Annotated in this window: 14 protein-coding genes; 9 read left to right on the forward strand and 5 right to left on the reverse strand. The window is 44.5% G+C overall.

Annotated elements, in window-relative coordinates; translation table 11 throughout:
* Position 1: 1 nt before the first annotated feature.
* Both MKX60_RS18255 and MKX60_RS18260 read right to left on the reverse strand, forming a co-directional pair.
* Complete coding sequence (locus tag MKX60_RS18255) at positions 2-379, reverse strand: PilZ domain-containing protein (protein WP_042187629.1); 378 nt, start codon at positions 377-379, stop codon at positions 2-4.
* Positions 380-498: 119 nt separating this feature from the next.
* Entirely contained in the window at positions 499-1,080 is a 582-nt protein-coding gene (locus MKX60_RS18260; RefSeq protein ID WP_076299379.1) for a TetR/AcrR family transcriptional regulator, read from the reverse strand.
* Between the two features lie 325 nt (positions 1,081-1,405).
* Here MKX60_RS18260 and MKX60_RS18265 point away from each other — a divergent pair, with 325 nt between their 5' ends.
* Positions 1,406-2,569, forward strand: coding sequence for an MFS transporter (locus MKX60_RS18265; RefSeq protein ID WP_341061131.1), 1,164 nt, complete (start codon positions 1,406-1,408; stop codon positions 2,567-2,569).
* A gap of 136 nt (positions 2,570-2,705) precedes the next feature.
* Here MKX60_RS18265 and MKX60_RS18270 read toward each other — a convergent pair whose 3' ends face one another.
* The gene (locus MKX60_RS18270; RefSeq protein ID WP_341060611.1) at positions 2,706-4,196 is read right to left on the reverse strand and encodes a 4-hydroxyphenylacetate 3-hydroxylase family protein; all 1,491 of its coding nucleotides are present in this window, start codon (positions 4,194-4,196) and stop codon (positions 2,706-2,708) included.
* A 298-nt stretch (positions 4,197-4,494) separates the two neighbouring features.
* On the opposite strand from MKX60_RS18270, the gene MKX60_RS18275 reads away from it, so the two are divergent.
* The 8 genes from MKX60_RS18275 (at position 4,495) to MKX60_RS18310 (ending at position 11,519) form a co-directional block, all read left to right on the forward strand.
* Positions 4,495-4,872, forward strand: a complete 378-nt coding sequence (locus tag MKX60_RS18275) for a BlaI/MecI/CopY family transcriptional regulator (RefSeq protein WP_076282800.1) — start codon at positions 4,495-4,497, stop codon at positions 4,870-4,872.
* A 5-nt stretch (positions 4,873-4,877) separates the two neighbouring features.
* Positions 4,878-7,109, forward strand: a complete 2,232-nt coding sequence (locus MKX60_RS18280; protein ID WP_341060612.1) for a M56 family metallopeptidase — start codon at positions 4,878-4,880, stop codon at positions 7,107-7,109.
* A 229-nt stretch (positions 7,110-7,338) separates the two neighbouring features.
* Entirely contained in the window at positions 7,339-7,668 is a 330-nt protein-coding gene (locus tag MKX60_RS18285) for a PadR family transcriptional regulator (RefSeq protein ID WP_076299375.1), read from the forward strand.
* Positions 7,661-8,014 (forward strand): DUF1048 domain-containing protein, encoded by a 354-nt coding sequence (locus tag MKX60_RS18290; RefSeq protein ID WP_081382854.1) that lies wholly within the window; start codon positions 7,661-7,663, stop codon positions 8,012-8,014. The genes MKX60_RS18285 and MKX60_RS18290 overlap by 8 nt, the downstream gene beginning before the upstream one ends.
* Positions 8,015-8,025: 11 nt before the next feature.
* Positions 8,026-8,970: an ATP-binding cassette domain-containing protein gene (locus MKX60_RS18295; protein ID WP_341060613.1), complete on the forward strand. Its 945-nt coding sequence runs from the start codon at positions 8,026-8,028 to the stop codon at positions 8,968-8,970.
* Positions 8,967-9,731, forward strand: coding sequence for an ABC transporter permease (locus MKX60_RS18300; protein WP_042187644.1), 765 nt, complete (start codon positions 8,967-8,969; stop codon positions 9,729-9,731). The genes MKX60_RS18295 and MKX60_RS18300 overlap by 4 nt, the downstream gene beginning before the upstream one ends.
* Before the next feature lie 233 nt (positions 9,732-9,964).
* A complete protein-coding gene (locus tag MKX60_RS18305) occupies positions 9,965-11,218 on the forward strand; it encodes an MFS transporter (protein ID WP_340969113.1) in 1,254 nt (417 codons plus the stop codon).
* A 115-nt stretch (positions 11,219-11,333) separates the two neighbouring features.
* A complete protein-coding gene (locus MKX60_RS18310; protein WP_042187647.1) occupies positions 11,334-11,519 on the forward strand; it encodes a hypothetical protein in 186 nt (61 codons plus the stop codon).
* A gap of 23 nt (positions 11,520-11,542) precedes the next feature.
* Here the strand turns inward: MKX60_RS18310 and MKX60_RS18315 are convergent, their stop codons facing one another.
* Positions 11,543-13,819: a preprotein translocase subunit SecA gene (locus MKX60_RS18315; RefSeq protein ID WP_341060614.1), complete on the reverse strand. Its 2,277-nt coding sequence runs from the start codon at positions 13,817-13,819 to the stop codon at positions 11,543-11,545.
* Between the two features lie 379 nt (positions 13,820-14,198).
* Positions 14,199-15,281: a hypothetical protein gene (locus MKX60_RS18320; protein WP_341060615.1), complete on the reverse strand. Its 1,083-nt coding sequence runs from the start codon at positions 15,279-15,281 to the stop codon at positions 14,199-14,201.
* Positions 15,282-15,288 lie beyond the last annotated feature (7 nt).

A 15,288-nucleotide genomic window follows, 5' to 3' on the forward strand; every position in this document is an offset into this window, starting at 1 on the left:
CTCAACGAACCAATATTTTACCTTCTCCAGCGAGCCTGCGTAGCACCCTCGGAAGACACTCAATGTCTGCTTCAGGAATGTCTAATTGAATACCGTAATGGAAACAGTCCTGCTGTTCTCTATTCCATTTTAGAATTCCTTCTAAGTAAATAGATTCATCCGTAAGATTCATTTCCATACCAATCCGTACTAGGTTATTTTCTGGATTGATGTTGAGGGGTAACGATAAGTGGCAGCCTGTTCGACTGATGTTGAACAGTACAGCTCTTACAGGCTTAGAAGGAACCTGGATTCCGTTAATACTAAGAATATGAAGATCAAGGGTTACAGGTTCTTTAAGGGTATATCGAAAAGGTTCAGTTCTGCGATTAGTGTTCATATGCTCCTCCATACTTTTCCATCTACTATAAATTATCGACAGGAAAACAGGATTAGTGAAGAGTTATTAAACATATTAAAGTTTCGAAATTACAAAAGCTGCATACCTAATTTTTGATTCTATCGTAACAATGTAAGTATTTCTTTTACAGAATTATCTACAAATGATCTTTCAGGACGGGATTTCATGATCACAGTAAGTCCAATTAATGCTATGACTAGTGTCTGCGCTAAACTTTTTGCGTTAATAGCGGGATCAAGCTCACCTGAGCGCAAACCCCGATCAATCGTTTCTTGAAATATTACCGAGAGATACATCTGGTGTTCTCTTGTCAGGAGCTCAAATTTCTCATCGTGGGGTGAAAGTTCAACCATCGAATTAATGCAAAAGCATCCCCAGTTCGGATGTTGTCCATATTCTTTTGCCACTATATTTTCGAAAAAGTCACGGAATGCCTCTTTAACAGAAGAATTGTTTTGAAGCTTGTTACGAACATAGGCAGCATGAGAACTCGTATATTTCCGCAACGCAGCTTCAAATAGTCCTTTTTTATCTCCGAAGGTAGAGTAGATGCTAGGCCGCTGAATACCCATTCTTGATGTCAGGTCGCTTAAAGAGGTAGCCTCGAACCCTTTTTCCCAAAATACTTGCATAGCTGCATCCAATGCTTTTTCCTCATCAAATTCACGTGGTCGAGCCATAGTAACTCCCTCTTTTCATATCGAACGGTATGATATTATTTTATGGTTTGAATATTATTATGTCAATAAGAAATGAACGTATAAATAGTTGGATTCTAATTTTTGCTTGTTCTATAAGTTAATCTCTTGACAGTTATCTTTTTTTAGAGTTATATTTGTCAAACGTATTTACGTACTGATCGGTATGTAATTTATGAATTTGATAAAAGTTAATCAGGAGGCGTTATTTTTGGGGGGATCTGTTGAGGAATCGAAAGCTATTATAGCGGATCAAACAGTCAAAAAAGCTGAAAAAGTACAAGGAGGGTTTAGAGCGTCGGAACCAGTGCCTGTATCAATAATATCTCGTAATGTGGCACTTTTATTTTCCGTCGCCTGCGGAATAGTTGTTGCTAACATATATTATGCGCAACCTTTACTGGACGCTATTTCGAACGAGTTTGGTATTTCTCATTCATTCGTTGGACTTGTTATTACAATCACTCAAATTTTTTATGCACTTGGACTGTTATTACTAGTGCCTCTGGGCGATCTATTAAATCGGCGTTGGCTGATCGCTGGACAGATGCTCCTATCCGTTTTGGCTTTAATTGTCGTTGGTACTGCCACCAGCAGTATAGTGTTATTCGTAGGTATAGCAGCGGTTGGGTTTCTTGCCGTAGTGACACAGACGCTCGTTGCATTCGCGGCAACTTTGGCTGCTCCAGCCGAACGTGGGCGTGTCGTTGGTGTTGTGACAAGTGGAATTGTAATTGGTATTCTACTGGCGCGAACTTTCGCTGGCGTATTAATGGATTTAGCAGGTTGGCGTTCAGTCTACCTTGTTTCCGCGGTATTAACACTAATCATGGCGTGTGTATTGTTTCGGGTGTTGCCACATTATGAGCACAAAAGAGAATCATTATCTTACCTACAGTTGATTCGTTCAATGTTCACGTTGTTTGCTCAGGAACGAACTCTTAGAATCCGTGCTGCACTAGGCATGATGATTTTTACCGCTTTCAGTATATTATGGACATCTCTAGTACTACCTCTCAGCGCCCCACCGTTTTCTCTTTCACATACAGCGATTGGAGCGTTTGGTCTCGCAGGTGTTGCAGGCGCGTTAGCAGCAGCGCGAGCAGGTCGCCTCGCCGATCGAGGTTTAGGTCAGAAGACCACAGGTGTAGCCTTGATTCTTTTGCTCATATCATGGTTGCCAATAAGTTATGTTCAACATTCGCTTATTGCATTAATCGTTGGTATTATCCTTCTTGATCTTGCAGTACAAGCCGTACATGTCACCAATCAGAGCATGATCCTTACTTTGCGACCTGAGGCACGCAGTCGGCTTACTGCCGGTTACATGATTTTTTATTCCATTGGCAGCGCCACTGGGTCGATCGCATCTACCAGTATCTATGTTTACTTTGGCTGGAACGGAGTGAGTTTGTTAGGTGCAATTGTGAGTGCTCTGGCTCTTCTTTTTTGGTTATTAACAAAGGAGTAACTGCACTTATCTCGTATAATTAGGTGCAATATCTAAGTCTTAACGCTCCAGCCAGGGTTATAATGCTTCGTGTTACCTGGCCGTGGGAGCAATTTGAAAAGTTCAATTCAACATGAAAAATATACAAAAAGAAAGCTCAATTAGAAACTACATCTGTTGTTGAATTAGGGAGGGGGTCTTCTGGTGAAATAAATTCGTGAATGATTTGACGGAAGTATTCGTGATTATCATAGCTATTGTACATACGCCAGGCCATTGTTTCTGAATTCCCAAAAAATAACCGCTCAAATTGGGTTTGGCGGCCACCGAATGCACCCGCTCCCAGTTCCCATGCGACCCGGAATAAGGCATTTCGGTACCAAGCATCCGAGACATTACCCTTCAAATACTGATGGAGGTATGAACCGGCACTTGAACTGAAGTCCGATTCAGAGATGATCATGATAAGCCCGCTTGAACTGAGATTTTGAACCATTTCAACCATCTTCGGATAAAACTCTGAAAAGTGAATGGTTGAAGCTAGAAGGGGGCCTTTATCAGGAACAAGAAATCCAAATTTATCGTGGGATGCTCCTACTTCAGAAGCGAGTCTTAACGCTTTGAATGTTTCTAGAAACGTCAGTATTCTTGAAATCGGCAGAATGGTGAAGGGCTCGAGCTCAACATTTTGTTCTTCTGCCAAAGATTCTAGCACACCGAGAAAGAACTCAGTCTTAGCAATATAGCGGGTGATGATTTGGTGACCCATATGGGTATGAAAGTGACTCTCACCGAACAATCGGGCACAGTAGATCTCATCTCCGTAATAAAATATTCGATCATGAGGGATGAGTACGCGGTCAAATATAACAAGCGTATCCATTTCTTCATATCTAGAACTTAAGGGATGGTCGTAAGTAGATGGGGCTGAGTAACTTTCACGGCAAAAAAAAGTCATCCCAGGCAGATCATTAGGTACTGCAAAGGCAAATGCGAAGGGATTATCATCATCTACAAGGGATGGTGAAGGCGTAGGGAATACTAGCATTTCATCGCATGTAGCCCCTTGTGTTGCCATCATAAAAGCACCGGTCACAACCATCCCTTCGTCCTTGATTTCTACGACTTTAGCAGCGATAGAATCCTCTGTGGCATCAACCTGACCGGATATTTTACTTGCTTGTGGCTGAATGAATGCATGGGATAAAGTAATGTCATGATCTCGGCAGTAGGCATAGTATTTCCTGAGGTTCTCGGCATATTTCGGATGAAGGTCCTCGAGGATATCAGCAGCAGTAAACAGAGACATGATTGCCGTATTCATATAATCTGGGGAGCGTCCTAAAAAACCGTGATGTCTGTTTGACCAGAGTTCAATCATTTTTCTTCGACTTTCTAAATCTTCAACACTTTTGGGTGGGAGAAAAGATAGACCAACAAGCTCTCCAGTATCAGGCGAAGGGTAGGTCATCTGCGCTAAATAACGTTCGTCACACTGCATGTTGTACATTTCGGCTTGTGTTTGTATGAGGCCTTGAAATGCAGGATGTTTGGATAATGGTCCTTCGATACGCGTCCCTTTGTACCAAATATTGATATTTTGCCGGTCGATTCGTTCGATGTATTGATTACCATTTTTAATAGGCACACGTTCCACCTCTTTGGAGAGTTGTATTAATATTTTTAATGTACGTAATCATAATTCTTCTTGTACATTGTCCATACTCCGGGTCAGTGAAGGGGCCAACCTTAATTTAAAGTATAAAAAGAGGATATTCACAATTATTTCCCCAAATATAGTGTTCTGCACTAACCCCACATCTGCATTCATTGTTAATAGTGATTCGTATTGTTACTTAAGGTTGACATAAACGAGACTTACTTGTATATTTTTTACATTGGATTACAAGTGTAGTCACACAATGGAAAGAAAGGCGGATAGGATTATGTCTACGGAAATTCCAAAAATTTCGGATGCCGAGTGGGAAGTAATGAAGGTGCTGTGGACTGGAGCCCCGCGCACGGCAGGAGAGATTGTTGAAGCTCTGGAGGGCAACCGGGACTGGAACCCAAAAACGGTGCGGACGCTGATTAAGCGTCTGACGGAGAAAGGGGCTATCGGTTACAACCAGACAGGAAGAGTGTATTCATATTACCCACTGGTGCGGGAAGAGGAATGCGTCCAATCGGAGACACAATCTTTTCTGAAGCGGATCTACGGTGGAACGCTGCGCCCGATGTTAGTCAACTTTTTACAGAATGAGAAGCTGTCCCGAGAAGATATTGAAGAATTGAAGAGAATTTTGGATGAGCGAAAGGACTGAGTCGCTTGCTGGAAGCTGCATACAATCTGTTCGTTAAGATATTGTCACTATCCGCTATGGCGAGCGTGCTGGCTTTGCTGATCCTGGCAACCCGTTTCTTGTTCAAGAATCGATTGAAACCGACCTGGACGTATCTTCTGTGGATACCGCTGATCGTAAGGTTAGCCGTCCCTTGGACACCGGAAAGTGCGTTCAGCATTTTTAATTTGTTTCCGCTGGAAACAGAATCAGCTCAGACTTTCTATATTCCTTCTGCGCAGCCGGATGTAGGTCCTGTGTCCGGGATGAACATTCAAGAGGTGGACTCGACCAAGGTCGCTGAAATAACAGGAACAGGAACTTCAAAGCAAGCCGAGAGACCAGATAGTATGACACCGGTGACTCAGGGAATCTACGATCCATTTGAGACATCCAATACAGGCTGGACGCCGATGCATTTGCTGGTTCTGATCTGGCTTAGCGGAGCAGTGGTAATGATAAGTCTGTCGGTTCGTGAGCAGCTGCGATTCACGGCACGGGTTCGACGGGAACCGGAGATCCGTTCCGCAGATATCCTGTGGTTGTTCGAAACGTGTCAACGAGAGATGAAGGTAAGGCGCCCAGTGAAGCTGGTTGAGACGAAGCAGACTGCCGTGCCCACACTGCTTGGTGTTATGCGCCCCAAGCTGCTGCTGCCGACATCCATGTTGCACACGCTGGAGGCAAACGAACTGCGTCATATATTTCTGCATGAGCTGGCGCATGTGAAACGTCGTGATATTTCGCTGAATCTGCTGACAGGACTGCTGCTGGCCCTGCATTGGTTCAATCCGTTGCTTTGGTATGCCGTTAGCCAAATGAAACGGGATCAAGAGGTCGCCTGTGATGCGCTGGCTTTAAAGCATCTTGCATCGGGGCACCACAAAGACTACGCACGGACTCTTCTTAAACTATTAGAAACATTGACCGATCCAATCCGAGTGGCTGGTGCAGCCGGCATTTCAAGCAGCAAGAAGGAAATGAAAAGAAGGATAACCATGATCACCAGGCATAAAAAAATCACAGCACAAAACACGGTGTTGGGGTTAACAGTAATTATGGTCTTAAGTGGCTGTACCTTGACTGGGGCAAAGCTGAGTTCTACGTCAGCCCCGGAGAAGAGTGTTGTTATCCCGTCAGCTTCTCAGACTAAAGATTCAACTGCAATCGATCCCAAAGGAACCCTATTAGCGGAGAAGAACGGAATTACTGTAACTGCAAAGCCCACGGCTGAGCATGCACTTTTGCATGAAGTCACGGTAGATGTGCGCGGTGAGGTTAACAGAACGTTTTTGTGGAATGCCGGTGAAGATGAAACGCGGCCTCCTTCCATTGAAGAAGCTGATCTTAACGGGGATGGTACTAAAGAAATCTTTATTCGTATTACTACCGGCACTGGAACAGGGCTCTCAATGAGTGAGATTCATGTGCTCCAGCCTGTCACTCTGGAAGAGCTTGTGGTAGAGGACCCGGTCAAGACGCTAAATCGGAGGGTGAAATCCTCCATTACACACCGGAATAACCACACTTACGTATCCGCTGAACTAGACGGAAAGCATTTGACTAAAGTGTATGATTACACTGAGGGGGCTTGGGGCGAGAAGATTGGATTTGGCGCCGTAGTTTCGTATGAGCTTGATGGGGACCGTATTGTAGCTCGTTTGGCAGGTGCAGCATCCATCTCTGAGTTTCCGCTTGAAGTTATTGTCGTTTACGGCAAGGAATTGACCATTGAGAGTGTACAGATGTACTATGGCTCGTTTATTTCTCCTCCGCTCAGTGAACAGGATATTAAGTCCTTGCTGGAAAAAAAGCTTACAGCTAGCGGCTGGACTTTTGGTAAAAAAGGCGATCAATACACGATTAATTTTATGGATCCACCGAATGGCGTAGGGGAAGGCCTTAGCTATAAAATTAATCCTCTTACCGGAACGGTTCATGATACAACTTCTGGCAGTCCAGTGAGAAGCCTTGTGAATCGAGAAGCGATTGATCTGTGGGACATATCTAACGGTACAGAATACAAGAAGGAGCTGTATAAGTTACTTCAGCCAATCTTTGATACAGAAGGCTTCGAGCCAATAGATGAGGATTGGATTTCCGGCTTTATTGGAGATGGTTATTTGTTCAGTAATGTTAGGCAAGGCAGCAGGGAGTTGACGATAAAAGTGGATGTCTTCACCGGTCAATGGGAAGAAATTGCTGACCCGTATAAATAGTTATGTCGATGTCGAAGAACCTCGTAACAATAAAGAAAGCCCGTGCCCAGCGCGGGCTTTCTTTATTGTTACTGACTTAAAGCAAATGCTTTCCACTCATACCAAATCCAGTCCCTACTACTGTCGTATTTATTTTCAGCAATCCGCTTTTCCCCCTATTTACAATTCCACTACTCGGTGTTACTATATAGTGGTACTAAGCAATACAGAGTAGCATTGGAGGATTTAAATGGATAACCTAACAGAAATGCTGAAAGGAGTTTTGGAAGGCTGTGTACTTGAAATCATCAGCCGGAAAGAAACCTATGGGTATGAAATCGTAAAAACGCTAAATGCGCTCGGTTTCGAAGATGTTGTTGAAGGAACGGTCTACACCATCTTGATACGGTTAGAAAAAAATAAACTCGTCGATATCGAGAAAAAACCGTCCGAAATAGGACCACCAAGGAAATTTTATAGTTTAAATGAAGAGGGATTACGGGAACTATCCATGTTTTGGGAGAAATGGGGATATGTTTCGTCAAGACTTACCCAACTGAAGGAGGATAGCCGTGTATAAGAACATGCTCGATAAATTTAAAGATTTACGTGAACAAAAAAAGGCTTATAAAGAGTGCGTAAAACGTTCAAAAGCGCTTCCGAACGATTACCGAGAAGTTTACAATATCGCATCGCGCTACATGCTGAACTTCTCAACTAACGATTCTAGTGTCATCAACCTGTTTCCCGAAATGCTTGACATGTTTGAGATGGGAGCTGCTGAAGGTCGAGATGTTCTGGAGATCGTAGGGAATGACGTAATGGCGTTCTGTGACGGGCTGCTCGAGGACGTTTCCGCTCAGACTTGGACAGGGAAAATGCGAGCCAAAATGAACGAGTCCATTCACAAAAAACTTGGAAGATAGGGGGGATTAGGATGATATCGAACAATTGGGCGATTGAAGTAATAGGCCTCAAAAAATCCTATAAAAACGTGGAAGTGTTGCGGGGGGTGGACTTTACTGTTCAGAAGGGTTCAACTTTTGCTCTTCTAGGGTCCAACGGCGCGGGTAAAACTACTATGATCAAAATTCTTGCCACCCTGCTCCAGCCCGACAACGGAAGTGCAAAGATTAATGGAGAAGATGTAACTAAGCAACCAGAGCAAGTACGTAAGGAAATCAGCCTGACAGGACAAAGCGTCACCGCAGACTATATCCTGACCGGACGCGAGAATCTGCGAATGATGGCCAAACTCCGCCATTTGCCCGATCCTGACAAACAAGCCGAGGAGTTATTACGTCGTTTTGACTTGCTCGATGCCGCCGATCGCCGAATCTCCACGTATTCCGGAGGGATGTGTCGGCGCTTGGATTTGGCCATGAGCTTACTGGGTAACCCTTCGGTCATTTTTCTTGATGAGCCGACCACCGGACTTGACCCGCAAGCGCGTCTTGCTATGTGGGATATGATCAAGGATTTAGCGAGATCAGGTGTCACTGTTTTTTTAACTACGCAGTATTTAGAGGAAGCTGACCATCTAGCTGATCAAATTGCGATCTTACACGAAGGTCATATCGTGGCAAGCGGCAGTCCCGCGGAGCTAAAAAATAGATTGCCTAAGGGTCATATCGAGCTTCGATTCGACAATGAAACAACGCTAAATCAAGCACAAGATCTGTTAAAGGAATTTAACGCGACTGCAGATTCAAACAATCTCACGCTCTCCGTCATTACAGACGGAAGTACGAGACAGATGATGCGTCTGCTAACGAAAGCAGCGGAAGCTGACATAGAAATTGCCGAGTTTGCGCAGAAACTGCCCTCGCTTGAGGATGTTTTTCTCGCGATCGTCACTAGCAAAAAGGAGGACTCCCGATGAAATTCATTCATTTTCTAGGCGATACCGCCGTCATGAGTGGGCGTGTCATTCGCCATTCCACACGTAGCATCGACACGATTATTACCGTCATCGCCATGCCGATCATGATCATGCTGCTCTTTGTTTACATCTTTGGCGGAGCGATGAACACCGGTGATGTAAGCTATATCAATTATATTGTGCCCGGAATATTGCTCTTTTGCATTGCTAGTGGCGTGGCTTATTCTTCTCTTCGTATCAATAACGATCTCACGAAAGGCATATTCGAGCGTTTCCACTCCATGCCGATCGCAAAAGCCTCTATTCTAGGCGGTCATGTGGTTGCTTCATTAGTTTTTAACGTCATTTCCTTGCTTGCCATCTTCCTTGTTGCCTTCGGAATGGGATTTCGGCCGAAAGCGGATGTGCTCGGCTGGGTATTAGCCATTGGTATTTTGTTGCTTAGCGTACTTGCGTTTACTTGGATTGCCGTCACCTTCGGCTTGCTTGCTAAATCATTTGAAGGAGCAGGAGTATTTTCTTACATTTTGATGTTACTTTTATTCGTTAGTTCTGCCTTTGCGCCGACCGACAGCATGCCTTCGGCTATACGCGTATTCGCAGAATATCAGCCCATGACACCGCTTATCGAGAGTATTCGTTCTCTTTTACTCGGAGGAACGGCAGATAAAACTACGCTTGTGGCGGTATTATGGAGTTTAGCGATACTTGCGTTTTTCTGGGCTTCCGCTATGCGAGTGTATAAACGGAGAATGAAATAGACGTAAAAAAGAGCCGGTGGCTTCTCGAAAGAGGGGGATACCGGCTCTTTGTGTGCACAGGCTAATTTTAAGATGCTGGCTGAATGGTGGGGTGAATATTTCTGTGCTATTCTAGAAATGTGATTTATATAAAATTTTTGTACATAGAATTAGAAGTACCGGATTTGGTAATTAATTTTAATAGGCGAATGGGGAATGAATGATACTTTTTAAAAATGGGGGAGTAAGTTATAGTGATACCAAACGAAGCACAAAACAAAAAACATTGGAAACGGGATATAATTATCTTTCTAAGTAGTCAAACATTTTCGTTATTCGGTTCTGCTTTAGTTCAATATGCTATTATGTGGTACGTTACGCTTACAACAAAATCAGGTATGATGATGACATTATTTATTATTTGTGGATTCATTCCTACCTTTTTATTATCACCGTTTGCAGGTGTATGGGCGGACCGTTTCAACCGGAAATATCTTATTATGATAGCAGATGCCATGATTGCCTTTGTTACACTGATTTTAGCCATTACATTTTTGCTTGGTTATGATGAGATATGGTTGTTGTTCGCCATTGCTGCAGTTCGTGCGCTCGGAGCTGGGGTTCAATCACCTGCGGTTGGGGCAATATTACCTCAAATTGTACCAGAGGATAAGCTGACGAAAGTAAATGGGATTAACGGAAGTCTTCAAGCACTAATGATGTTTGTTGCACCTATCGTTAGCGCGTCATTGCTTTCATTGGCAACAATTGAGGTCATTTTCTTTATCGATGTTATCACAGCGGCGATAGCGATCTTTACATTATCTTTCTTTTTGAAAATACCGTTGCATAAAAAAGCGACTGATAAACAAACGACAAGCTATTTGGACGATTTTAAACAGGGTTTAAGCTATATTAAAACCCACAGCTTTCTCAAAACTTTTTTCGTTTTTTTCGCCTTTTTCTTCGTATTGATGGCACCGGCTGCATTTTTAACACCGCTACAAGTGACACGCAGCTTCGGAGATGATTATTGGCGATTAACAGCCATTGAAATTGCTTTTTCTATCGGTATGATGGCTGGCGGAGCAATTATTGCTTCATGGGGCGGCTTTCGAAACAAAGTATATACGATGACTTTTGCTAGCTTAATTATGGGTGTATGTACGTTCGCTTTGGGTATTGTACCTGTTTTTTGGATCTACTTGGTTATGATGGCTATTTTCGGCGTAGCTATGCCCGTCTTTAATACACCGACAACCGTAATGCTACAAGAGAAGGTAGATCCGGATTACTTGGGACGCATATTCGGAGTCTTTGGTATGATATCGACTTCCATGATGCCAATCGGAATGCTGATATTCGGTCCGCTCGCGGATGTAATTGAGATTGAATGGCTCCTTGTTGGAACAGGGGTGTTAACTGTAATACTGTCCGTTTTCTTCATTCGAAACAAACGTTTAGTTGAAGCTGGGATGCCTTTAATACAGGAAGCATCACAAGAGTAGAATTTTACTAGAAGTGAGAACTTGAAACCCTTGTGTAGATAAAAAAAGAAGCTCTCCTAAAGTTCGATTGAACTTTATGGAAAGCTTTTCTTAATTAGAAAAAAGGAGACCGACAATGACTTATTCACAGATGTGGAACAACGCAGGAAATGAAGCTGAAATTCTCTATTTGGAACAGCAGATTATGGCCATCAAAAAAGAAATAAAACGAGCAAAAACCGCAGAACAACAGGAGATATTGGATCAAGCGAATCGCAAGCTGGCTGAATTGGAAGCGAAGCTGGATGAGCTAGAGGAGTAGGGGCTAACCGCCCCATCGTTGCATCAATATTTTGACAGTTTGAATATCGGCCTCGCAACCGTGCGAAGCCAATAAGCAAATACGGTCGTTCCGGTCCATGAGGTTCGCTTACTCTGTAGGTATTGATCGTTAATAATATAAGTCCGGGTGGAAGCAGGGCTTTTCAGACCGAACTTTTCCCACTCTGCCGGATCATTTGAACCTCCGAGCTTTTCAAGCATATTTTGTGACGCGACATTTATTTTAGAAGGAATTTGCTCGTAGGCTTCAGTGATTTGCGCATGAAATTCATCGATTGGATTGCGGCTGGCAAGGCTCTCTAAGTGAATGCCTTCACGAAGGTAAGAAACGTATGCAAGATGGTCAGCCCAGAATTCGTCGATATAAAAAAGCCGTACCCGCTGCTCCGCTGGGCTCAGCGGCTGCTCGCCTTTCAAAATTCGCAGCCGCTCCGCGTATAGAATTCGCCTCTGATCCTCCACCATATCCGAATAACAGTTCAGTTCCTTGTGGATATCGAAGTTTTGGCCCATAACAATCCGCTGAATACTTGTGATCTTGCTGCTGAGCCCCGACTCTTCAAGAGCCTCATCCTGCCTGGGAGCGCGAACAGCTTTATGGATGCCGAAGCGAAGCAGTAACTCGTCCTCCAAGCTTACATAAAAAACGGAAGCTCCCGGGTCGCCTTGGCGTCCGGAACGCCCGCGCAACTGATCGTCGATCCGCACGCTTTCGTTCACATGGGTGGCAATTACGTACAACCCGCCTAGCTTGGCGATTACCTCCGCTTGCGCGGGGTCGACGCCGCCGAGCCGGATGTCGACCCCGCGTCCCGCCATATTTGTAGACACCGTCACTGCACCGGTTTCTCCCGCTTTGGCGATGATGTTTGCCTCTTCCGCATCGTTTTTCGCATTTAGAACATGGCAAGGTACGCCAGCAACCGCTAGTGCCTCTGCCAGTATGGCAGACTCTTCGACGCTTGACGTACCAATGAGAATTGGACGTCCCGTCCTATGGACGGATGAGATTTCTTGTACGAGTGCCATAAGTTTGGCTTCTTTATGGGTATAAATCCGGTGCAGATGGTCGATCCGGATGTTTGGCCGGTTCGGCGGAATTTGCAGCACCTGCAGCGCATAAATATCTTCGAAGTCCATTGCGGATGCATGAGCGGTAGCCGTCATTCCGCAAATCTGCGGATACAGGCTGATGAAGTGTTGAATGGTGATCGTCCCGAGAATTTTCCCGCCGGCTATGGAGTACAGCCCTTCTTTTGCCGTAAGCGCGGCTTGAAGCCCGTCCGGCAAATACCGGTTCTCCGCCACTCGGCCGGTATATTCTTCGATCAGCTCGATTTTTCCGTCCCGGACGATGTAATCGACGTCTTTCTTTAATAACGATTCTGCATGCAACGCGCAATTTAATGATGTCAGCAAGTGACTGTTATGGCTATCGTACAAATTGCCGCATCCCAGCAGCGATTCCGCTTGCGCAGCGCCTGTTTCATTTAAGTAAACGTTCCGCTGGAACTCGTCGAAGTCGTAATGCTCATCTCGCTTGAGCTGCCGAGCTACTTCTGCGAAACGAAAGCCGTCGCTCCTGGAAGAGGGAGAATCACCGCTGATGACTAGCGGCACCCGAGCTTCGTCGAGAAGCAGCGAATCCGCTTCGTCGACGATGACGTAGTGGAAAGGACGATGCACGGTATCCGCTTCGTTTAGTGCAATTGTGTCGCGCAAGTAATCGAATCCCGCTTCTTTTGCCGTAACATAGGTTATATCCTTGGCGTATGCTTCCTGTTTCTCGGACAGGCTCATGCCCGCTTGAACCGAGTTTACCGTTAATCCGAGAAAACGATAGATCGGGCCCATCCATTCCGCATCCCGTTTGGCTAAATAATCGTTAAAAGTCAGCACATGAATGCCTTTGCCAGTCAGTGCATTTAGATATGCAGGCATAACAGCAGAAAGTGTTTTTCCTTCACCTGTATGCTGCTCGATCAAGAATCTCTCGTGCAGAGCAATGGCAGCCATGATCTGGACATCGTAAGGATTTAATCCAAGCTTTCTCTTCGCTACCTCGCATACTAACGCATAAGCAGCGATAAGCAGCTCATCCAAAGGTGTACCTGATTTTGCTTCTTTTTGTAGCCGGAGGGATTCCGCTAGAAGCTGCCCATCGTCCCATGCTTCCAAATTCCGTTTTCTGATGAGCTCCACTTTGTCCTGATAAACTTTCAGCTTATTCTGGGTATCGCGGTCTTTGAATTTTTGCATCAATTTGACGGCTATATTCATAGAAATCTGATCTCCCCTCGGTAGAAATACGCTTAGTTTTGAACAATATTTGCGCTGATCAGTCGGTTAACAAGTTCCTGGATTCAATCTACCAAAATATTCTATTAAATGCAATTTGGACAAAGGATAGAGATTATTAAAGCGTGTATGCTTCTAGGTACACTACAACTATCATCTTCGAGTTTTTGTTTGCAGATTGTTTGCAGAAAAAACCAAAAAGGACTGAACAGGGATCTTACTCATCACCTAGTTCAGTCCACAAACCACTTATCCAAATGCCGCGCAATTCTTACTCTTACTCAGTAGCCTCCTTAACTTTTTCAAGAACTGGTTATACCGATTTGAAATACAATTTCCCCTTTGTTCATCCTTAGTATCCCTATTTAGCAGCTTCTGCTTCTTCATAGATGAGGCACCGAAGAGTCTGATCTGGGTAGCGTAACTCTGCAGTATAACTGCTGCCGTCTTCGAGCAACATTTTGACCGCTACCATACCGCGCTTATTATTTACGTCAGTGTCTGTAAGGGAAGCCGTGGCGATTCTCCGGGTTTCTCCTTGTCTGTCTGTAACTATTTTTGTAGCCTCGTTAATCCAGGTTGCATCCTTTTGGATAGCGATGGCAGCTTCAGCATTGATTGGGGTTCTTGTGAGTGAAAAATTAGCTGCGGTCGTATCTACTACCGTGCGGGTGGAGGGATCAATAATTACGGTATATTGCCAAAATTCCTTACCTTGTCCTCTTAAGGTGTTGGTTTTATAAGGGGTGAATATTACCATCCAGGTCTTTTTCTTTGATAGCATGGATTCTCCTTGGCTTGCTTTTACTTCAAGCTTGGAGACGTCAGCTCCGAATATTTTTCGCACACTTGAAGCGGCCATGGCAACGGCGTCGGTCTGGCTCAAATTCCCTGTTTCTGGAGGGGTTACAATATTCCGCTTGGACAAGGCATAGGCCTCCCGGTAGAACCAGTCAATATATTGTAACAGTTCCTCGTCAGTCAATGTCCGATTCGGATACTTGAGCGTGTTTTTCTCCAAGTCAAAATAAAACTCCGCTTGTCCCGATTTTAACGGGAACAGCTGCTTGGGACGAAGGCCGTCATACACATACTGGTCTTCCAATATCAGCCTCCGGTTTATTTCATCCTCGGTCATCTCCCTTCCGATGGTGATAATTTCGTTATTGGGCTTGTCCGCAAAATCATAAATTTGCTGCATTTCTTCTTGGGTCATCAGCTGCTCTAGATCTCTGTTCACAGTAGATACAGGAGCTTCTGCTTCTACTTTTAGTACGGGTGCCTTGCTGCTGTTCAAGGTTAGATTGCCCGAGTCTTGTACTTCAGAAATGCTCTTGGCGGCGGTGGTGTTCACAAATCCTGGGACAATCATTGCGCTCACCGCCAGCACACTACCAGAGAACAAGAGTACAGCGAGTGTAGCGGAAATCTTGTTGTTCTTCATTTAACTT

This window comes from Paenibacillus sp. FSL R5-0914, assembly GCF_038004525.1.
Lineage (GTDB): Bacteria > Bacillota > Bacilli > Paenibacillales > Paenibacillaceae > Paenibacillus_AQ.

Excerpts from the sequence above, each read along its gene's own strand:
- MKX60_RS18255 (WP_042187629.1), bottom strand. The coding sequence starts at position 379 with ATGAACACTAATCGCAGAACTGAACCTTTTCGATATACCCTTAAAGAA.
- MKX60_RS18260 (WP_076299379.1), bottom strand. The coding sequence starts at position 1,080 with ATGGCTCGACCACGTGAATTTGATGAGGAAAAAGCATTGGATGCAGCT.
- MKX60_RS18275 (WP_076282800.1), top strand. The coding sequence starts at position 4,495 with ATGTCTACGGAAATTCCAAAAATTTCGGATGCCGAGTGGGAAGTAATG.
- MKX60_RS18285 (WP_076299375.1), top strand. The coding sequence starts at position 7,339 with ATGGATAACCTAACAGAAATGCTGAAAGGAGTTTTGGAAGGCTGTGTA.
- MKX60_RS18295 (WP_341060613.1), top strand. The coding sequence starts at position 8,026 with ATGATATCGAACAATTGGGCGATTGAAGTAATAGGCCTCAAAAAATCC.
- MKX60_RS18300 (WP_042187644.1), top strand. The coding sequence starts at position 8,967 with ATGAAATTCATTCATTTTCTAGGCGATACCGCCGTCATGAGTGGGCGT.
- MKX60_RS18310 (WP_042187647.1), top strand. The coding sequence starts at position 11,334 with ATGACTTATTCACAGATGTGGAACAACGCAGGAAATGAAGCTGAAATT.
- MKX60_RS18315 (WP_341060614.1), bottom strand. The coding sequence starts at position 13,819 with ATGAATATAGCCGTCAAATTGATGCAAAAATTCAAAGACCGCGATACC.
- MKX60_RS18320 (WP_341060615.1), bottom strand. The coding sequence starts at position 15,281 with ATGAAGAACAACAAGATTTCCGCTACACTCGCTGTACTCTTGTTCTCT.